Below are 21,016 nucleotides of genomic sequence, written 5' to 3' on the forward strand. Positions count from 1 at the left end.
TTAAGTTGACAGATATGTCGACGCCCGCCCCCCGGCAAGCGTGCCCCTGAAGCGCAGTCTAATAGCGCAAGCTATTTAAAAATAAAAGTCTAGATCTTACCCCCTATTTATCAGATGTCAAAGAAACTATTCAACACACAAATAAAACTCCGAAAAAAACCACCGAGAAAATTCTCGGCAGCTTCTTTATTTATTCATTCAACTGAACCATTTATGATCCGCTGCTTTTTCCAAGCGGTTCATCAGCGCAGCATTTTCACCTTCTGGAAGCACACACGCCAAAATCAAGTCAGCATCCGTTTGATCGCATTTCCGCAAACTATCGTACAACTTATCCACAGAAAGCGGAAAATGATAATCCGCAGCCGGAAAGTCCTCACGGCTCAATACCGCAATCTTTTTCGCTTTACCATGGATATGATCAATCGCTTTTTCGATCAGCTTGCTATTATGCTCAATCAAATATAGCGGTGCTGACGGTGCATAATGGGTATATTTCATCCCAGGTGATTTCGGTGTATTGCCTTGTGTCTCTGAAGACAAGCGCACAGCTCCAATCACTTGTTCTAACTGCTCTTTCGTCACTTGTCCGGGACGCAAAATGACCGGTGGCGAACTTGTCATATCCAACACGGTCGATTCAATCCCAAGCTTTGTTGGACCACCGTCCAAAATGAGCGGAATCTTTCCGTTCATGTCGAAAAAGACATGTTCCGCTAAAGTCGGGCTCGGTTTGCCGCTTGTGTTGGCACTCGGTGCAGCGATTGGCTGCTTTAAGCGCTTCAATAAGTTCAAAGCCACCGGATGATCCGGCACGCGAATTCCGACTGTCGGCAATCCAGCGGTTACGTTCGTTGCGAATGTATCCGGTTTTGCTTGCATGATCAAGGTCAAAGCACCTGGCCAAAAAGCATCCATACATTGCAAGGCTTTCTGAGAAACTTCTTCGACAAACGCCAAGGCGGTTTCTTTGGAATCCACGTGGACGATCAATGGATTGTCGGTCGGGCGGCCTTTCGCTTCAAATATTTTATCGACGGCGGCCCCGTTCATCGCATCTGCCCCGAGGCCGTATACGGTTTCCGTCGGAAAAGCGACCACTTGCCCTTCACGAATATAATCCACAGCCTGTGCATAACTTTCTTCGTTATTCACATCTCCATCCACAAGAATTGTTTTAGTTTCCACCTAAACATCTCCAGTACAATAAGGTTTTGATAAGGATATCCACACTTTGTGGATATCTTCCTGCAAAATCAAGTTAATTGTGCACAACTTAGTCTAAAATGCAAAATACCATTCGGTCATGTTTGTTGATATCTTTTTTACAATAGACGCGTGCTTCAGGCAACGCGTTCTGGAACAGCTCGGTTACAGCAGCGCCTTGGCTGCTGCCAATTTCAAGCCCAATGATACCTGGGCGGTTGATCAAAGCCGGTACTTGCTGTGCCAACTGCTCATAAGCTGCAAGCCCGTCGCTATCTGCGAACAATGCTTCATGCGGCTCAAAATCACGGACCGTATCAGCTAAGCTTGGTGCTTCATAATGTGCGATATATGGAGGATTTGATAAGATGATATCCCATTTTCTCCCGGCTAGCGGCGCTGCGAGATCGCCTTTCGTAAAGTGAACATCAGCATCCAATGCCTCTGCATTGCGCTCCGCTACAAATAACGCTTCCTCAGAAATATCCGTTGCCATCACTTCTGCTTCCGGCAATTCACATTTCAAGGTGATGGCGATAATGCCGCTCCCTGTCCCGATATCAGCTACTTGGACTTCTTCCTTGCCAAAAATCTCTCGCTTCAGCTTCAAGGTTTCTTCCATCAGTTCTTCTGTTTCTGGACGTGGAATCAAGACCGATGAGGATACGTTGAACGTTCGGCCATAAAACTGCTCAGAGCCAGTCAAATGCTGAACTGGCACGCCTTGAATCACTTCCTCAATATTTTCCCAAAAATCTTTATACTGGCAATCTTCTATTTTATCGCGCATCGCAGCAATCAGTCCTGAATAATCAAGTCCCAGTTCATGCTGCAACAAAATGCGCGCCTGCGTTTCTTCACGCCCGTGTTGTTTCAAGTAAGTCGTTGCTTTTTCTAGCGCTTCATATACAAATGCCACTTGGGTCACAGTTTCAACTTTGTTCATTATTTAAACTCTCCATCCTCGTAGACTGTTCATCGATTACCAGGGCGTCAACAATTTCATCCATCTTGCCTTGCAGGATCTGGTCAAGCTTCTGGATGGTCAGACCGATTCGGTGGTCTGTGACCCGGTTTTGCGGGAAATTATATGTGCGGATGCGCTCTGAGCGGTCACCCGTACCGACAGCGGATTTGCGTACGGAATCGTATTCCGCTTGCGCTTCCTGTTGGAATTTCTCATAAACGCGGGCGCGCAGGACTTTCATGGCGCTCGCTTTGTTTTTGATCTGAGATTTCTCGTCCTGGCATGTGACGACGGTATTAGTCGGTAAATGCGTCAAACGTACAGCCGACATCGTCGTATTGACGGACTGGCCGCCTGCGCCTGATGAGGCGTAGGTGTCGACGCGGATATCGTTATCGTGGATATCCACTTCGACTTCTTCGACTTCCGGCAAGCACGCAACTGTCGCAGTCGAGGTATGGATGCGTCCGCCAGATTCGGTTTCAGGTACGCGTTGGACGCGGTGGGCGCCGTTTTCGTATTTGAGTTTAGAATAAGCGCCTTTTCCCGTCACCATAAAGACGATTTCTTTAAAGCCGCCGATTTCGGTCGGGTTGGAGTCCATAATCTGTACTTTCCATCCATTGGCTTCAGCAAAACGTGAATACATCTTGAACAAATCACCTGCAAAAAGGGCAGCTTCGTCACCGCCTGCCGCACCGCGGATTTCCATAATGACGTTTTTATCATCATTCGGGTCTTTCGGAATAAGCAAAATGTGAAGGCGTTCTTCTAGCTCTTTTGAGCGCCCTTCGAGTTCGGCTACCTCTTCTTTGACCATTTCACGCATGTCTACGTCCATTTTTTCATCGAACATCGCTTTAGCCTCAGCAAGCTGTGCCTGAACGTCTTTATATTCGCGGTATACTTCTACCGTTTCCTGCAAATCGGATTGTTCTTTCGAATAGTCGCGGAGCTTATTCGTATCGCTGACAATATCCGGGTCGCTCAACATTTCGTTGAGTCGGTCGTATCTGTCCTCGACAGATTGTAATCGATCAAACATCGTATTCACCTCTAGTTTCTTCTATATGAATATGTTCATTTTAATTAAGTAAATTATAGTTCCTTTTACAAAGTTATTTCGTAACGGTGACGCCAGCTGGAACTTCGTGGTGATGGCGGCAGCGCGGTTCGTATGCTTCGGATGCACCGACCAGGATGATTGGATCATCGGAACCGGCGGGCTTGCCGTCGATGAGGCGCTGCGTGCGGCTTGCGGGTGATCCACATACAGTGCAGACAGCCTGCAGTTTGGTCACTTGCTCCGCTACAGAAAGCAATGACGGCATCGGACCGAACGGCTCGCCTCTGAAATCCTGGTCAAGCCCTGCGACAATGACACGGAATCCGTGGTCAGCCAGCTTTTGCACATGGTCGACAATTTCCATATCAAAAAATTGCGCTTCATCGATCGCAATGATATCGAATTCATCGGTAATATATTCTTTCATCTCGCCAGAATGCCCGATCGGCAAGGCGATAACCGTTGTTCCGTTATGGGAGACGACCGCTTCCTCGCTAAAGCGGTTGTCGAGTTTCGGCTTGAAGACGGCAATTTTCTGTTTGGCGAATTGCGCGCGGCGGATGCGGCGGATCAATTCCTCTGATTTCCCGGAAAACATGCTGCCGCAAATCAACTCAATCCAGCCGGTCTGTTTCATGACGTACATAGTGGAGACCCCTTTCAAACATTTACTGTTAATATCATAACAAAAATGGTGGGAATGCCTATCATTTTTCTGCTATGTAATTGAATTTATCCGTTCGTTGACGAAAAAAAATACCCATCCGGCGTTTTCGCGACGGACAGGTATGATTGTGACTTAGTTGTTGAGTTCTTCTTTGAGGCCGTATTTTTTGTTGAAACGGTCTACGCGGCCATCTGCAGCTGCGAATTTCTGGCGGCCAGTATAGAATGGGTGACATTCTGAGCAAAGCTCAACGCTGATGCTTTCCTTTACTGAACCAGTTTCGAATGAGTTGCCGCATGAGCAAGTCACTGTTGCTTTTTTGTAATTTGGGTGAATACCTGTTTTCATAATGTTTTCTCCTCCCGCCCTGAACCATCTGGAACAGAGTTTAATCTATTTTGACTATTGCCTTACACGGCTCTTTAGACCGTATATGCAATAGCGCTGTTTTATTTCACTCTTGTAAGTATATCAAGAAAGACAGTTTTTTGCAAGTGATTAAATCGTTTTCCGCGCTGTACGTGGTGATTTTGCACCGCTGGCCAATTGCTCGAAAAACTCTTCGTTGGTCTTCGATCGGTTGAGCTTTTTCATGAAGCGCTCCGTAAAGTCCGGAGAGTCTGAAAAAGTTTTGCGGATGGACCATAGTTTATCAAGTTGATCCGGATCCATCAACAATTCTTCCTTGCGGGTACCGGAACGACGGATGTCAAGTGCCGGGAAAATCCGGCGTTCGGCGAGGCTGCGGTCGAGGTGCAGCTCCATATTGCCTGTCCCTTTGAACTCCTCGTAGATGACTTCATCCATGCGTGATCCCGTGTCGACAAGTGCTGTCGCAAGAATCGTCAAACTGCCGCCTTCTTCGATATTACGCGCGGCACCGAAAAATCGTTTCGGACGGTGGAAAGCTGCCGGGTCAATACCACCTGATAACGTGCGGCCACTCGGCGGGATGACCAAATTATAGGCACGTGCAAGCCGTGTGATCGAATCCATCAAAATGACGACATCCCGCTTGTGCTCGACTAAACGCATCGCGCGCTCAAGGACGAGTTCTGCAACTTTGACATGGTTTTCCGGCACTTCATCGAATGTCGAAGAAACGACATCAGCGTCGATAGAGCGTTCGATATCGGTCACTTCTTCAGGACGCTCATCGATCAACAGCACGATCAATTCCGCTTCTGGATGGTTGGTCGTTATGGAATTGGCGATTTCTTTCAAAAGCATCGTTTTGCCTGCTTTTGGCGGTGCAACAATTAATCCACGCTGGCCGAAACCAACCGGCGAGATAAGGTCCATGATGCGGGTTGATATGTGTTCCGGCCCGGTTTCAAGACGTATGTGACGGTCCGGATACAGCGGGGTGAGCCCTGGGAAGTGGACGCGTTCTTTTGCGACTTCCGGGTCTTCGCCGTTGACTGCTTCGACTTGAAGAAGACCAAAATAGCGTTCGTTTTCTTTCGGCGGACGGACTTTTCCGGACACTTTATCTCCGTTGCGCAAATCGAAGCGGCGTATTTGGGAAGCCGAAATATAAATATCCTGTGAACTCGGTGAATAATTGATCGGTCGCAGGAACCCGAAGCCTTCCGACTGGATGATTTCAAGAACTCCTTCCATAAAGAAGAAGCCTTCCTGTTCCGCGCGGGTTTTCAAAATGGCGAAAATCAGTTCTTTCTTCGTCAATTTGCTGTAATTATTCAGTTTGTATTCTTTCGCGAGGTTATAGAGCTCTTTGAGCGTCATATTTTCCAATGCGGATATTGTCATCGTTGCCATCTAGTTGGACACCACTCTTATCATTAGTTTCAAGAATTTCTTGGGGATGGTTCTGGAGTCATTAAAGAAGGAGCCCGGCAAAAGCCGGACTCATTTTTTGGAGTATGGAAATCAGTCTTTCATGACGAGATTCGGTTTTTTCTTGAGGCTATGGCGCCCTTCGACAAAACGGACCGTGCCGGATTTCGCCCGCATGACGAGCGTATGGCTTTCTGCAAAAGCGCCTTTCAATTGGACACCACGAAGAAGTTCCCCGTCGGTAATCCCTGTCGCCGCAAAGATTGCGTCGTCGCCTTTGACAAGATCGTCCATCATCAGCACTTTTCCGACTTCAAGGCCCATATCGATACAACGCTGTTTTTCCTCGTCATCCTGTGGAACTAGTTTGCCTTGGATTTCTCCGCCGAGGCATTTCAACCCGACTGCAGCAATGACTCCTTCCGGAGCTCCGCCTGTACCGAATAGAATATCGACGCCTGTTTGGTCGAAGGCTGTATTGATTGCACCGGCGATGTCGCCGTCATTGATCAATTTGATGCGTGCGCCCGCTTCACGGATTTCTTTGATGATCTGCGCGTGGCGCGGACGATCAAGAATCGTGGCGACAACATCTTCAATGTCTTTATTTTTTGCTTTGGCTACCGCACGCAAATTATCGATGACCGGTGCATTGATGTCAATTTTGCCGACCGACTCAGGGCCGACCGCAATTTTGTCCATATACATATCCGGTGCATTCAAAAGATTGCCGCGGTCCGCAATCGCCAAAACTGCAATCGCATTCCAGCCGCCTGCAGCGACGATGTTTGTGCCTTCTACCGGGTCAACGGCTACGTCCACTTCCGGGCCATCTCCTGAACCAAGCTCTTCACCGATATAAAGCATCGGCGCTTCGTCCATTTCGCCTTCACCGATTACCACGACACCGCGCATCGGAATGGTATCGAATACCTTCCGCATCGCTTCCGTCGCTGCATCGTCCGCTTCGTTTTTCAAGCCGCGGCCCATCCATTTTGAGGAAGCGATTGCTGCCGCTTCTGTAATCCGCACTAATTCCATCGAAAGACTTCGTTCCATAATATCTGTTCCTCCGTTCATCTTTGTAACTGCTTTCTATATTGTAGCATATAATTAAACGCCTTTAGAGAGTCAATTTACGTCAGAACTGAGGTCGGACTTCCCACTCGCCACCGGGTCGATCGTCTCTCGGCGGATATCAGCACCAAGGCCGCGGAGCTTATCGATGATATTCGAATAGCCACGCTCGATATGATAAATTTCCCGCACTTCAGTTTCGCCTTCTGCAAGCAATCCGGCAATAACAAGCGCGGCCCCTGCACGAAGATCCGAAGCTACAACAGTCGCTGCCGTCATCGGAGTCGGACCGGTAATGACCGCAGCGCGGCCTTCTACACGTCCGACCGCGTTCATGCGGCGCAATTCATCGATATGTTTGAAGCGCGCGGAATAAATCGTATCGGTGATCATCGAAGAGCCTTGCGCTTGTGTCATCAAGACCGAAAACGGCTGTTGCAAGTCCGTCGCAAACCCGGGGTACACAAGAGTTTTAACATCGATTGCCTGCAGGTTTAGCGGTTTCGGAATATGGATCGACTCTTCGCCTTCTTGAACATCGACGCCCATTTCGCGCAATTTCGCCGTCAGCGCTTCCATATGGAACGGGATAACGTTATCGATTGTCACGCCATCGCCGGCAGCCGCTGCCATGATCATAAATGTACCCGCTTCAATGCGGTCCGGAATAATCGTATGGTTGGTGCCGTGCAATTCATCGACACCTTCAATGCGGATGACGTTCGTCCCGGCACCTTTGATGTTCGCCCCCATATTTGTCAGAAGGGTTGCGACATCGATGATTTCCGGTTCTTTCGCCGCGTTTTCAATAACGGTCTGGCCTTTCGCGCGGACAGCGGCGAGCATGATGTTGATGGTCGCTCCGACGCTGACCACGTCCAAGTAAATTTTCGCACCGCGCAGTTCATCGGCACGCAAATAAATCGCACCGTGTTCGTTGGTCACTTTCGCGCCCAGTGCTTCAAAGCCTTTAATGTGCTGGTCGATCGGGCGGGGCCCTAGGAAACAGCCGCCTGGAAGCCCGATTGCCGCGTGTTTGAAGCGGCCGAGCATAGCGCCCATCATATAATACGAAGCCCGTAGTTTTTTGACGTTGCCGTTCGGCAAAGGCATATCGATCATTTCTGTCGGATCGATTTGCATCACGCCATCTTCAAACTTTACGGAACCTCCAATTTCTTCCAAGATATTTTTCAGTGTCCAAACATCGGAAATTTCCGGCAAGCCCTCAATCGATACGGGTGAATTTGCTAGTATTGATGCCGGTATTAGTGCCACGGCGCTGTTTTTGGCGCCGTTCACTTTTATCGTTCCGGCAAGGCGATTGCCGCCTTTTATTTTATAAACATCCATTCTATTTCTCCTTTTTCCAGTCAGCCTTATTTCACAGAGCGGGTTTCCCAATCGGCTAGGAATGCTTCAATGCCTTTGTCTGTCAGCGGATGTTTGAACATCTGCTCGAGCACTTTCATCGGCAATGTGCCGATATGTGCGCCGTTCAACGCCGCATCTGTTACGTGCTGCGGATGGCGGATTGAAGCTGCGATGATTTCTGAATCGATGTCATGAATCGCGAAAATTTCGGCGATCTGAGCAATCAAATCCATGCCGTTATGGCCGATATCATCGAGGCGTCCTACGAATGGAGAAACATATGATGCTCCGGCACGTGCTGCAAGAAGTGCCTGGTTAGCGCTGAAGATCAAAGTTACGTTGACTTTTTTGCCTTCGCCGGCAAGAACTGCACATGCTTTCAAGCCGTCCGGTGTCATCGGCAATTTCACCGTGATGTTCGGAGCAAGTTCCGCAAGTTCACGGCCTTCTTTGATCATGTTTTCTGCATCAAGGGCAATGACTTCGCCGCTGATCGATCCGTCGACCAGTTCAGCGATTTCTTTCAAGCGGTCGTGGAATGATACGTTTTTTTCTTTTGCGACAAGTGATGGGTTGGTCGTCACGCCTGAGAGAATGCCCCAAGCATGTGCTTCTTTAATTTCGTCAAAATTGGCTGTATCGATGAAAAATTTCATATGTGGTTTCCTCCTGTATGCGGAAAAAGAGACGGTTTCGCCTCTCTTCCGTTTTTATTATGAATTCACTTGTTGAGAACTGCCGAAAATCCGCATTTTTCCGATGACGGTCGCTTTGATTGCATCGCGTGCTGGCGTCAAGTATTTCCGCGGATCGTAGACTTCTGCGTCACTCGCCAGCTTTTCGCGGATTGCTATTGATGCAGCGATCTGGCTTTCTGTGTTGACGTTGATTTTTGACGTACCGAGCGCTACTGCACGCTGGATGTCGTGTGTGGGAATGCCCGTTCCGCCGTGCAAGACGAGCGGCACATCGCAAAGCTGCGAGATTTCTTCCATTTCGGTAAACCCTAGATTCGGTTCGCCTTTGTACGGTCCGTGAACCGAACCAAGCGCTGGTGCAAGGCAATCAATGCCTGTCTGTTCGACGAGCATCTGGCATTCTTTCGGGTCTGCATAAATGACGCCTTCTGCGATGACGTCGTCTTCCTGGCCGCCGACAATACCGAGCTCCGCCTCAACAGAAACCCCTCTTGCATGAGCATATTCGACGACTTTGCGTGTAATTTCTATGTTTTCTTCAAATGAATGATGCGAAGCGTCGATCATGACCGAAGTAAAACCGGCATCAATCGCTTCTTTGCATTTTTCAAAACTGGAGCCGTGATCCAAGTGGATTGCGACAGGAACTGTAATGTTGTAATCATGCATCAGGCCTTTCACCATATGAACGACAGTCGTGAAACCGCCCATATAACGCGCTGCACCTTCTGAGACGCCGCAGATGACCGGAGATTTCTCTTCCTCTGCTGCCTGTAAGATTGCTTGTGTAAATTCCAGGTTGTTCAGGTTAAACTGCCCGATAGCATAGCCTTCCTGTTTCCCTTTTATCATCATGTTTTTCATCGAAACTAATGGCATTACAATTCTTCCTCCTCAGCTTAGGCACTAACCCAATATCCTTCTCACTATATCAAAAATGGCGCTGCTTCGCCACTCGGCGCCTATTTAGTCGCCCAGCAACTCGCGGACGGCATCACGCAGTTCGAAAACATCGAAAGGCTTGGTGAAATAACGCATGACTCCCCAGTTCATCGATTCTTCAACAACGCCCATTTCCCCGTAAGCCGTCATCATGATTACTTTGCATTCCTTATTGCGGTTCTTCAGCTGCTTCAATAGCTCGATACCGTCCATCCCCGGCATTTTCATATCCATCAATACGATATGCGGGCAAATCTGTTCAGTGATCTCCAGTGCTTCTTTGCCGCTGCCAGCAACCATAGTTTCATAGCCTTCCCGCTCGAATACTTCTTTCAATAATAGGCGGATGCCTTGTTGATCATCTACTATAAGAATCCTTTTCACATTAGCCACTCCTTCCCACCCTTTTTCGAAGAGCAGCTCTTCTGCTATACTCTTTTTGAGGTGAACCCATTTGAAAATATTATCGACACAATTGACCGGCCTGTTCTTGCGCCTTGGGGCAAAAGAAGAAGCCATTGAAGATATTGCCCGCCTGCTCGCACAAGCGGCGATCGGCGAAGGCCGCATCCATTTGGCAGCTTTCGGTGAACTCGAAGCAGTCACCGCCGCCGCTCTGTATGGCCGTGACACACTCAGTGCCGCTGTTCGCTATGAACCCGGAACAGAGCTTTCTTCTGCGGATCGCGTTTGGATATTGGCCCAAAAAGATGAGGGTGATGTGCTGGCACAAAAACTCGCCGAATCGGGCGTACCTTTCGCTATGCTGACGGCAGAAAGCCATGACAATGACCTGCCTTATGCCTTTTTATCAATGGCGATCGATACAGGATTATTGCCGGGAGACGAAGGCGGACGCATCATGATTCCGCATGCACTCGGCGCTTTGTATGTGTATCATGCTGTTAAATTAACAATTGACGAAATGCTCGGTGAATGATGAGCGGCCAAAAGCCTTCCCGAAGAAAGGGAAGGCTTTTTTCATCTTATCGATGCCTGCCTTCCTCAGAACGAAGCGGCTTTTGCAAACTTATCCCGCTTTAACGGTCCGTAAAAGTCCGATTGGATCAACTAACAATCAGTTAGGGATAAACCCGCCTGATTGTTAGTTTCTCTTTATCCCTGATGCTCCAGTGAAGCGCGAACGAACTCGCGGAACAATGGCTGTGGGCGGTTAGGGCGCGAGATGAATTCCGGGTGGAACTGGCAAGCGACGAACCACGGGTGATCTGCCACTTCGATGATTTCAACGAGGCGTCCGTCCGGGCTCGTGCCCGTGAATCTGAATCCTGCTTTTTCGAACTGCTCGCGGAATTCGTTGTTGAACTCATAGCGGTGGCGATGTCTTTCGTAGACAAGCTCTTGTCCGTAAGCTTCATATGCTTTCGAATCTTTGTCGAGCTTCGCTGGGTATAACCCAAGGCGAAGCGTGCCGCCCAAGTCTTCGATGTCTTTCTGTTCCGGCAACAAATCGATGACCGGATACAAAGTTTTCGGGTCAAGCTCAGACGAATGCGCTCCATCCAAGTTCATGATGTTGCGGGCGTATTCCACGGATGCCAATTGCATGCCGAGGCAGATGCCGAAGAACGGCACTTTGTTTTCACGCGCGAATTGTGTCGCGAGAATTTTCCCTTCGACACCGCGGTCGCCGAAACCGCCAGGAACGAGGATGCCATCGCAGCTTCCGAGTTTTTCTGCCACATTTTCTACGTTGACATGCTCTGCGTTGATCCATTCGACTTCGATATCAGAATCGAATGCGAACCCGGCATGCTTCAATGATTCCACGACGGAAATATAAGCATCCTGCAGTTCGACGTATTTCCCGACAAGGCCGATTTTCACTGATTTTTGCAGCGATTTCACTTTCTCGACGAGTGCGTTCCATTCGGTCATGTCGGCTTCCGGCGCTTCGATGCCAAAATGGTCGAGAACGATCTGGTCCATATGCTGTTCCTGCAAGCGCAGCGGCATTTCATAAATGACGTCGACGTCGCGCGATTCGATAACTTCTTCAGATTTAATGTCGCAGAACAAAGCGATTTTATCTTTCATGTCTTGCGGCACTGGATACTCTGTGCGCACGACGATCAAGTTTGGCTGGATTCCAAGGCTGCGCAGTTCTTTCACGCTATGCTGAGTCGGTTTTGTTTTCATTTCTTTTGCAGCACCGAGGTACGGGATGAGCGTACAGTGGATGTACATGACTTCCTCGCGGCCAAGGTCTGAACGCATTTGGCGGATTGCCTCTAGGAATGGCAAGGATTCAATATCGCCGACCGTGCCGCCGATTTCTGTGATGACGACATCAGCTTGCGCGGTTTTCGCCGCGCGCAGCAAGCGGTCTTTGATTTCATTCGTGATATGCGGAATGACTTGGACGGTGCCGCCCAAATAATCGCCGCGGCGCTCTTTTTGGATGACCGTCGAGTAGACTTTCCCGGTCGTCACGTTCGAGTATTTGTTCAAATTGATGTCGATGAAGCGCTCGTAATGGCCAAGATCCAAATCCGTTTCTGCGCCATCATCCGTCACGTAAACTTCTCCGTGCTGGTACGGGCTCATCGTGCCTGGGTCAATATTGATGTATGGATCGAATTTTTGGATCGTGACGCTGAGGCCCCGGTTTTTCAGCAAGCGGCCGAGTGATGCGGCGGTGATCCCTTTTCCTAATGATGAAACTACTCCACCTGTTACGAATATATACTTTGTCATGCTCTGTTTCCTCCTCGAGTAATGAAAATATAAAATGGCCATCTGCGGCGACAGCCAACACCAAGCTTACTCCTATGCCCAACCAGAAAAAGCAGTGGCCATCCAAAAGTAAGGATGGCACGAGTAACTACTGCCAATCGGCAGCACCTAACAAATAAAAAGCGCTCCTCCTGCAAGCGTGCAGGGGGAGCGCGTAAGCTATACGAATCATCTCTCCTATTTTAAGGAGCCCAATAAAATCTTATCCTGTACAGCCGTTTCCGTCAAGGTGAAAAAAAGTTCAGACTACTTCTGGATATCGTCTTCTTCTTCCTCTTCATCATCGTCATCGTCGTCAATGATGTTGCCATCAAGGTCTTCAACGAGCACATCGACATCTGCTGCTTCGTCGTCATTGTCGCCTTTTGAGTCGAAATCAAGATCAGCTACAGGCGGTTTGATGACCGGTTCGTCATCGTCATCGTCATCGTCGTCATCTGCATCATCTTCACCGAAGTCTTCGAAATCAAGCTCGTCTTCGATTTCCAAATCCATGTCATCGAAATCTTCATCTGTTGATTTCGATTTCTTTTTCTTGCGGGCTTTGACCGTCGGTGCAGATTCTTCTTCGATCTGCTCGACCGGATACCACTCGCGTAGGCCCCAGCGGTTTTCGCCAAGGATCAAGAAACGCCCATCAATATTCATGTCTGTGTAATATTGTGCAAGATGCGTTTTCATTTCCGCTTCGGAAAGGCCGATCAAAGCTTGCAATTCTGCTACAAGCTCTAAAAAGACTTTCGTTTCTTTTGTCTCTTCCAAAATGGCATATGTTAAGTCGACGAACGACTCTTCTAGCAATTCTTCTTTAGTTAATTCGCGTATGTTCATTCGTGCACGTCCCTTCTTGTATCGTAACTTAATCCATTATATACAAAGTCCTTGCTGTCCGCTACCGGGATTTCTTTTTTCTGCGCGCAAGCTGCCCCCACCCGAAATAGAACAAGTAAAAGGACAGGATTAAAAATGGAATCGAACCGAGTGCTTGATTGTATAAAACAATCACCAGCACAAGCGCTACGATGATAATGGTATAATGGGCAGCTTTAGGCATTGTCATCCATCTCATTTCTGTAGAATATCAACTTCTACTATTATAACGGACTTGAACGGGCAAATCGACCGAAGTGACGGATGATTCCATTTCTTATTACTGCAGTGTAATGTATATAAAAGTTTAGTGGGTGGAGATTACGCTCTAGGGAGGACGCTTGCCGGGGGGCGGGCGTCGAGACAATGTGCCGCAAAGTACGCGTCACATTTGTCTCGCCTGTCCCGCGCGGTCCCCCAGGCGTCGCCTCCCTTCCGCTCCATCTCTAACTTTAGAGTGGAAATGAAATTCATCCAGCACTGAAGTCAGTGTGAGAATTGATTATCAGTATATTGAAATCTGCTGCAGCTACTGCAATAGCGTTAATGATTTCACAAACGATACACCGCTATTATTTCTAAATAAGCGTCGCCATCCCGCAGATGAACCTGTTCAAAGCAGTCGCATCATCGCTCAAAAACTTCAATGAAATCTTCAAGCCTCACCGCGCATACGGGCCAGCCGAAGCGATGAGACAAGTGCCCTTCTTGGCTCATCGCGGAAGGCGACTACTTCGCGATGAACCAACCATTGAACTTTTCACCTCACTAACTTATCCAAATAGCCTAATCTGCTCCAGACGATTTCTCAAAACTTCCCTGGTCCAAATAAGCTTCATCCTAGCCGACAAAACCGATCAAAGGTAGTCACTTTATCACACAAAAACTCCAACGTAATCTCCAAGCCGCACCGCGCACACGGGCTAGCCGAAGCGATGAGACAAGCGTTCTTATTGGCTCATTGCGAGAGGCATGCCCCAAGCGGAAGGCGACTACTTCAAGATGAACCGATCAATGAATAGTCCATCTCGCTCGCTTGTCCAACTAGTTCGTCCGCATTCTAGCCGAGCTAAGCGTCATCAACCAGTGGACTCAGTGGATGAAAAACTGTGCTCAACTCCCTTTCGCCAATTCATTGGCTAGCCGAAGCGATGAGACAAGCGTTCTTTTTGGCTCATTGCGGGAGGCATGCCCTAAGCGGAAGGCGGCCATTCCGTGATGAACCAATAAGTGAATAGTTCATCTCACTAACTTGTCCAAATAAGCTTCTTCACCAAAACCTTGAAATGGATCAATAAAGATAGATTTCACTTAAACACTTCAACAAAATGATTCCAATAAAAAATCCCCTTGCCCATTTCTGGACAAGGGAATAGATTTTACATATTTCTGCGGTACTGGCCGCCGACTTCGTAGAGTGCTGTGGTGATTTGTCCAAGGCTTGCGACTTTGACTGTCTCCATCAGTTCTTCGAAAATATTGCCGCCGGTTTTGGCTACTTGTTTCAAGCGCTCTAATGCCTCATCTGATGGATTGCGTTCCTGGAACGAGCGCAAGTTGTTGATTTGCGCCTCTTTTTCCTCTTCCGTTGCCCGGGCGATTTCCATCGCATTGATGTCATCGTCGGACTGCGGATTCGGGTTCAAGTAAGTGTTGACCCCGATGATTGGCAATTCGCCGGTATGCTTTTTCATTTCATAATGCATTGATTCTTCTTGGATCTTGCCGCGCTGGTATTGCGTTTCCATTGCGCCAAGAACACCTCCGCGGTCATCGATGCGGTCGAATTCCGTCAAGACGGCCTGCTCGACCAATTCTGTGAGTTCTTCGACGACAAAAGCGCCTTGCAGCGGGTTTTCGTTTTTCGAAAGGCCGTGCTCTTTTGTGATGATCATTTGAATCGCCATCGCGCGGCGCACCGATTCTTCTGTCGGCGTCGTAATCGCCTCATCATAAGCGTTCGTGTGGAGCGAGTTGCAGTTATCCTGCAATGCCATGAGTGCCTGCAAAGTCGTGCGGATATCGTTGAAATCGATTTCCTGCGCGTGCAAGCTGCGGCCCGAAGTTTGGACGTGATATTTCAGCTTCTGGCTGCGTTCATTAGCGCCGTATTTATCGCGCATGACGATTGCCCAGATGCGGCGTGCCACACGTCCGATGACCGTGTATTCCGGGTCGAGGCCGTTCGAGAAGAAGAACGACAAGTTCGGAGCGAAATCATCGATGTTCATGCCGCGGCTCAAATAATACTCGACATATGTGAAGCCGTTCGACAAGGTGAACGCCAGCTGCGAAATCGGATTCGCGCCAGCTTCTGCAATATGGTAGCCGGAAATGGAAACCGAGTAGTAGTTGCGCACTTTTTTGTCGATAAAGTATTGCTGGATATCGCCCATCATGCGCAGCGCGAATTCCGTTGAGAAGATGCAAGTGTTCTGTCCTTGGTCTTCTTTCAGAATATCCGCCTGTACAGTACCGCGGACGACTTGCATTGTACCTTCGCGCACTTCAGTAAACTCTTCGACCGTCAGCGTGCGTCCAAGCTCTTCTTCTTTTTTCTGCACTTGCTGGTCGATTGCCGTGTTCATGAACATCGCGAGAATAATCGGCGCAGGTCCGTTGATTGTCATCGATACAGATGTCGACGGCAAGCACAAATCAAAGCCGGCATACAATTTCTTCATATCTTCGAGCGTACAGATGGAAACGCCCGATTCGCCGACTTTACCGTAAATATCAGGACGGTGATCCGGATCTTCTCCGTACAGCGTTACCGAATCAAATGCGGTCGACAAGCGTTTCGCGTCGTCACCTTTTGACAAATAATGGAATCTTCTATTCGTGCGTTCAGGTGTTCCTTCACCAGCAAACTGGCGCTTCGGATCTTCACCGGCACGTTTGAACGGGAACACGCCCGCTGTATACGGGAATGCACCAGGTACGTTTTCGGCATAGACCCAGCGCAAAATTTCGCCGTAATCCTTGAATTTCGGCAATGCCACTCTCGGAATTTTGATGCCTGATAAGCTTTCTGTCCGCAGCAATGTGCGCAGTTCCTTATCGCGCACTTTGGTAACTAATTCATCACCGGCATAATCGGACTGCAAGGAATCCCAGTTGTCGAGAATGCGTTTCGATTCTGCGGTCAATTCATCGCGCACCCCTGTAGCAAGTGATTCCAATGATTGGACGAGCGCATCATTCGGCGCGTTGTTTTTGACTTCTTCGATAGCGCCTTCAAGCTGGAACAAGCGGCGCGCAAATGAAGCTTGCTCTGCGCTTTTCGCATGATAGCCGCGCACCGTTTCCGTGATTTCCCGCAAATAATAGCGGCGGTCATTCGGAATGATCAAATTCTCTTTTTGTGTTTTGGCGAATGCCTCATAGCTCGTTTCCCAGTCGGTGCCGCATTTTTCGTTGAGCGTGCCGACGAGTGCTGCGAACAAAGCATTAGTACCTTTGTCATTGAACTGGCTGGCGATGGTGCCGTATACCGGCATTTCGTCCAAGTCTTTGTCCCATAATAAATGGCTGCGCTGGTATTGTTTCTGCACTTGGCGACGTGCATCTTCTGAACCTTTGCGCTCATATTTATTGATGACGATGAGGTCTGCGTAATCGATCATGTCGATTTTCTCGAGCTGCGTCGGCGCACCGAATTCGCTCGTCATGACGTACATCGAAGCATCGGAAATGCCCGCGATTTCAGCGTCGCCCTGGCCGATTCCGCTCGTTTCCACGATAATCAAATCGAATCCTGCCGCTCTCACGACATCGAGCACATCGCCGATCGCTGCGGACAACTCTGTTCTTGAACCACGCGTCGCAAGGCTCCTCATAAAGACGCGCTTATTGAATATAGCGTTCATGCGGATACGGTCGCCGAGTAGCGCTCCGCCCGTTTTTTGTTTCGTCGGGTCGATTGACAAAATGGCGATTTTCTTGCCCGGCAATTCTGTCAAGAAACGGCGAATCAATTCATCCGTCAAGGAGCTTTTTCCAGCTCCCCCTGTTCCGGTAATTCCGAGAACTGGCGTGTTTTTCGTTTTTTCGCGAACCGCTTTCATCAAGTCGGCTGTGTCGAGATTTCTCGTATGCGCTTCTTCGGCAGTCGTGATGACATTTGCAAGTGCTACCGGGTTATCAGCAGACAGCTCGTCGAGCGAGACATCTTCTTTCACTGTCGAAAAATCACATTTCTCAACGATTTCCGCGATCATGCCTTGCAATCCTTTTTTACGGCCATCTTCCGGAGAGAAAATGCCGGCAATGCCGTAATCTTCCAGTTCACGGATTTCGCGCGGCAAAATGACGCCGCCGCCTCCACCGTAAATCTGGATATGGCCTGCACCACGTTCTTGAAGCAAGTCATGCATGTATTTGAAATATTCCATGTGACCGCCTTGGTAAGATGAAATGGCAATCCCTTGGACATCTTCCTGGATTGCCGCATTGACGACTTCTTCCACTGAGCGGTTATGCCCGAGGTGAATTACTTCCACACCGTTTGCCTGCAAAATCCGGCGCATGATGTTGATCGATGCGTCGTGGCCGTCGAACAAACTGGATGCCGTAACGAACCGGACATGGTGTTTCGGCTGATACGTAGTGTTTTCTTGAATAGTAGCCATTATGATCAAGCCCCCTGTATCGTGATTTTTTCCCCTGCCATCCCCTGCAGCAGAAACTTCGTTTGCATTTCGATAAATTCTTGGATTGTGTAGTCGTTCATGGCCCAGCGGCGGAACGCCCACATTTGCCCTTGGACGAATAAATGATGCGAAGCCAAAACGATTTCTTTCGGCTTAAGCGATAGTTCTCCTGACGCCACACAATTCGCCAGCAAGCGTTCAAACAGCTTGGTCATTTCCATTTCCTTCGTCAAGACGTAGCGCAGAGCATCTTTCGGCAAGGATTTCGACTCTTGGTACATAACGACAAACTCATCTTGCATCTCGTCGATCAATGTATAGTACTGCTCGAGTGCTTTTACGAGTGATTCGATCGAGCCTTTTTCCAAATCCAGCCGGCCGAGACGCATGTTCACTTCATCGTAGATCGAGTCGCAGACGAGATAGAGCACATCTTCTTTCGTGCGTATATATTCATACAGCGTGCCGATGCTGAAGCCGGCTGCTTTTGCAATTTCCCTAGTCGTCGTCCGGTGAAAGCCTTTTTCCTTAAAGAGCGTGACAGCGCCGCGGATCATCTGTTCACGACGCTTTTCAATCAGGCTTTCGTCTTTCACGGAGGACTGAATTTCACGCTTTTTCGTCATAGGCCCACCCTCCGTTTATTTCGTGACCATACGGGAAATGACCAAACGCTGGATTTCCTGTGTGCCTTCGTAGATTTGCGTGATTTTCGCATCGCGCATAAAGCGTTCAACCGGATAGTCTTTCGTATAGCCGTAGCCGCCGAATACTTGTACCGCTTCTGTCGTCACTTTCATCGCCGTGTCGCCGGCCATCAATTTCGCCATAGCGGATTCTTTGCTGTAGGACAGCTTGTTCGACTCGAGCCATGCTGCTTGATACGTCAACAGGCGTGAAGCTTCGATCGATGTCGCCATGTCTGCAAGTTTAAAGGAAATGCCTTGGTTTGCTGCAATCGGCTTACCGAATTGCTCGCGCTCTTTCGCGTAATCCACTGCTGCATCCATTGCGCCTTGTGCGATTCCGACAGCTTGTGCTGCGATGCCGTTGCGGCCGCCGTCAAGTGTCTGCATAGCGATTTTAAAGCCTTGGCCAAGTTCGCCGAGAACGTTTTCTTTCGGGACGCGGCAATTGTCGAAAATGATTTCCGTTGTCGGGCTTGAACGGATGCCGAGCTTTCTTTCTTTTTTGCCGACCGAGAAGCCTTCGAAATCTTTTTCTACGATGAAGGCTGTAGTTCCTTTATGTTTTGAGTTCGGGTCTGTAACCGCGAACACGACATAAATGTCGGCGATGCCGCCGTTTGTGATGAAGATTTTAGAGCCGTTCAAGATGTAATCGTCGCCGTCTTCTTTTGCATTTGTCTTCATGCCTCCTGCATCCGATCCAGCAGCCGGTTCCGTCAATCCGTAAGCGCCGACTTTTGTGCCTTCTGCCATCGGGCGCAAGTATTTCTGCTTTTGCTCTTCCGTACCGAACGTATAGACCGGCCATCCGGCAAGAGATGTGTGGGCAGAGAGGATAACACCGACAGAACCGTCGACGCGGGACAACTCTTCGACCGCGATGCAATACGCCAAATAATCCGAACCGATACCGCCGTATTCTTCCGGCCACGGAATGCCTGTCAGGCCGAGTTCTGCCATTTGATGGAAGATGGCCATATCGAAGCTTTCATCTTCGTCGCGCTGTTCTGCTGTTGGTGCAACCTCGTTTTTCGCGAAGTCGCGTACCATTTTGCGGATCATTTTATGTTCTTCAGAAAGTTGAAAGTTCATTGTGTGTATTCCCCCAATTATTTTAATAGTTGCTTGCTGATGACGATGCGTTGAATTTCACTCGTGCCTTCATAAATTTCCGTGACTTTGGCGTCGCGGAACAAGCGCTCGACCGGGTAGTCTTTCGTATAGCCATAGCCGCCGTAAACTTGAATCGCTTCAGTTGTGATGTCCATCGCCGCTTTGGAAGCGAACAGTTTCGCCATCGACGATTCTTTATTGCACTCGATGCCTTTTCCGTACATATCAGCTGCGTTATAGACCATTAATTTAGCCGCTTCAACCGAAGTCGCCATATCAGCGAGCTTGAATGCGACGCCCTGCTGCTGGGCAATCGATTTGCCGAATTGCTCGCGCTCTTTCGCATAAGCGACCGCATGTTCATAAGCTGCCTCTGCGATGCCGAGTGCTTGTGCAGCGATGCCGATGCGGCCAGCGTTCAAATTGGCCATGGCGATCGAAAAGCCTTTGCCTTCTTCGCCGAGCAAGTTTTCAGCTGGCACTTTCATATTTTCAAACGTCAATTGCACAGTGCGGGAACCGTGAAGGCCCATTTTTCTTTCATCTTTTCCAACGACGAATCCCGGGAAATCTTTTTCCACGATAAACGCGGAAACTCCGCGCGGGCCTGCTGCAGGATTAGTGGACGCGAACACGATATACGTATCGGCCTCGCCGCCGTTCGTGATGTAAACTTTTGAACCATTCAAGACATAATGGTCATCGTTTCTTACCGCCCGTGTTTTCAGCGCTGCCGCGTCCGACCCTGCGGAAGGCTCTGTTAAACAGAACGCGCCTAAATATTCCCCCGACGCCAATTTTGGTACGTATTTGGCAATCTGCTCTTGCGTTCCGAAATTGATGATCGGGTTTGTGCCGACAGATGTATGAACCGACAAGATGACGCCGATGACGCCGCTCGCCTTGGATAGTTCATGAATCGCCGTGATGTAAGATGTGAAGTCCATTTCAGAACCGCCGTACTTTTCCGGTGCGGTGATGCCCATCAATCCGAGCCCGCCCATTTTCTTGATGATTTCAGTTGGGAATTCGCCTTCTTCCATCCGTTCGATGAAAGGTGCAATTTCTTCTTTTGCAAAATCGCGCACCATATTACGCATCATTAATTGTTCGTCTGTAAAGTGCAGGTCCATAACGG

At 49.0% G+C, this 21,016-nt stretch carries 19 protein-coding genes; 1 reads left to right on the forward strand and 18 read right to left on the reverse strand.

What is annotated here, in order from left to right; genetic code table 11:
• Positions 1-198: 198 nt before the first annotated feature.
• The 11 genes from J7E21_RS09520 to J7E21_RS09570 form a co-directional block, all read right to left on the reverse strand.
• Positions 199-1,188, reverse strand: coding sequence for an L-threonylcarbamoyladenylate synthase (locus J7E21_RS09520; RefSeq protein ID WP_215106999.1), 990 nt, complete (start codon positions 1,186-1,188; stop codon positions 199-201).
• Positions 1,189-1,276: 88 nt separating this feature from the next.
• Positions 1,277-2,152, reverse strand: coding sequence for a peptide chain release factor N(5)-glutamine methyltransferase (prmC, locus tag J7E21_RS09525; RefSeq protein ID WP_215107001.1), 876 nt, complete (start codon positions 2,150-2,152; stop codon positions 1,277-1,279).
• The gene (gene prfA, locus J7E21_RS09530) at positions 2,139-3,227 is read right to left on the reverse strand and encodes a peptide chain release factor 1 (protein ID WP_215107003.1); all 1,089 of its coding nucleotides are present in this window, start codon (positions 3,225-3,227) and stop codon (positions 2,139-2,141) included. Before prfA ends, prmC begins: the two co-directional genes overlap by 14 nt.
• A 64-nt stretch (positions 3,228-3,291) precedes the next feature.
• A complete protein-coding gene (locus J7E21_RS09535) occupies positions 3,292-3,885 on the reverse strand; it encodes a thymidine kinase (RefSeq protein ID WP_215107005.1) in 594 nt (197 codons plus the stop codon).
• 153 nt (positions 3,886-4,038) lie between these two features.
• Positions 4,039-4,254, reverse strand: coding sequence for a 50S ribosomal protein L31 (rpmE, locus tag J7E21_RS09540; protein ID WP_215107007.1), 216 nt, complete (start codon positions 4,252-4,254; stop codon positions 4,039-4,041).
• Positions 4,255-4,404: 150 nt separating this feature from the next.
• On the reverse strand, positions 4,405-5,688 hold the full coding sequence (rho, locus tag J7E21_RS09545; RefSeq protein WP_215107009.1) for a transcription termination factor Rho: 1,284 nt from the start codon (positions 5,686-5,688) through the stop codon (positions 4,405-4,407).
• A 111-nt stretch (positions 5,689-5,799) separates the two neighbouring features.
• A complete protein-coding gene (gene glpX / locus J7E21_RS09550; protein WP_215107011.1) occupies positions 5,800-6,765 on the reverse strand; it encodes a class II fructose-bisphosphatase in 966 nt (321 codons plus the stop codon).
• A 72-nt stretch (positions 6,766-6,837) separates the two neighbouring features.
• Positions 6,838-8,136, reverse strand: coding sequence for a UDP-N-acetylglucosamine 1-carboxyvinyltransferase (locus J7E21_RS09555; RefSeq protein WP_215107013.1), 1,299 nt, complete (start codon positions 8,134-8,136; stop codon positions 6,838-6,840).
• Between the two features lie 26 nt (positions 8,137-8,162).
• Positions 8,163-8,813 (reverse strand): fructose-6-phosphate aldolase, encoded by a 651-nt coding sequence (fsa, locus tag J7E21_RS09560; protein WP_215107015.1) that lies wholly within the window; start codon positions 8,811-8,813, stop codon positions 8,163-8,165.
• A 57-nt stretch (positions 8,814-8,870) separates the two neighbouring features.
• Positions 8,871-9,734 carry a class II fructose-bisphosphate aldolase gene (locus tag J7E21_RS09565; RefSeq protein ID WP_215107017.1) on the reverse strand — a complete coding sequence of 288 codons (864 nt, stop codon included), beginning with the start codon at positions 9,732-9,734 and terminating at the stop codon, positions 8,871-8,873.
• Positions 9,735-9,821: 87 nt separating this feature from the next.
• On the reverse strand, positions 9,822-10,181 hold the full coding sequence (locus J7E21_RS09570) for a response regulator (RefSeq protein ID WP_353047765.1): 360 nt from the start codon (positions 10,179-10,181) through the stop codon (positions 9,822-9,824).
• A 70-nt stretch (positions 10,182-10,251) separates the two neighbouring features.
• Between J7E21_RS09570 and J7E21_RS09575 the strand changes: the two genes are divergently transcribed.
• Entirely contained in the window at positions 10,252-10,737 is a 486-nt protein-coding gene (locus J7E21_RS09575) for a DUF2529 family protein (RefSeq protein WP_215107021.1), read from the forward strand.
• A gap of 176 nt (positions 10,738-10,913) precedes the next feature.
• Here the strand turns inward: J7E21_RS09575 and J7E21_RS09580 are convergent, their stop codons facing one another.
• The 7 genes from J7E21_RS09580 to J7E21_RS09610 all read right to left on the reverse strand — a co-directional run bounded on the left by J7E21_RS09580 (position 10,914) and on the right by J7E21_RS09610 (position 21,011).
• Positions 10,914-12,515: a CTP synthase gene (locus tag J7E21_RS09580; RefSeq protein ID WP_215107022.1), complete on the reverse strand. Its 1,602-nt coding sequence runs from the start codon at positions 12,513-12,515 to the stop codon at positions 10,914-10,916.
• Positions 12,516-12,800: 285 nt separating this feature from the next.
• Positions 12,801-13,385 carry a DNA-directed RNA polymerase subunit delta gene (gene rpoE / locus J7E21_RS09585; protein WP_215107024.1) on the reverse strand — a complete coding sequence of 195 codons (585 nt, stop codon included), beginning with the start codon at positions 13,383-13,385 and terminating at the stop codon, positions 12,801-12,803.
• 61 nt (positions 13,386-13,446) lie between these two features.
• A complete protein-coding gene (locus J7E21_RS09590) occupies positions 13,447-13,614 on the reverse strand; it encodes a hypothetical protein (protein ID WP_215107158.1) in 168 nt (55 codons plus the stop codon).
• 1,189 nt (positions 13,615-14,803) lie between these two features.
• Positions 14,804-18,055 (reverse strand): fused isobutyryl-CoA mutase/GTPase IcmF, encoded by a 3,252-nt coding sequence (icmF, locus tag J7E21_RS09595; protein WP_215107026.1) that lies wholly within the window; start codon positions 18,053-18,055, stop codon positions 14,804-14,806.
• A gap of 5 nt (positions 18,056-18,060) precedes the next feature.
• Complete coding sequence (locus J7E21_RS09600) at positions 18,061-18,702, reverse strand: TetR/AcrR family transcriptional regulator (RefSeq protein ID WP_215107028.1); 642 nt, start codon at positions 18,700-18,702, stop codon at positions 18,061-18,063.
• A 15-nt stretch (positions 18,703-18,717) separates the two neighbouring features.
• Positions 18,718-19,857, reverse strand: coding sequence for an acyl-CoA dehydrogenase (locus J7E21_RS09605; RefSeq protein ID WP_215107031.1), 1,140 nt, complete (start codon positions 19,855-19,857; stop codon positions 18,718-18,720).
• Positions 19,858-19,874: 17 nt separating this feature from the next.
• Positions 19,875-21,011 carry an acyl-CoA dehydrogenase gene (locus J7E21_RS09610; RefSeq protein ID WP_215107033.1) on the reverse strand — a complete coding sequence of 379 codons (1,137 nt, stop codon included), beginning with the start codon at positions 21,009-21,011 and terminating at the stop codon, positions 19,875-19,877.
• Positions 21,012-21,016 lie beyond the last annotated feature (5 nt).

It is taken from the genome of Planococcus sp. ISL-109, assembly GCF_018613655.1.
GTDB lineage: Bacteria > Bacillota > Bacilli > Bacillales_A > Planococcaceae > Planococcus.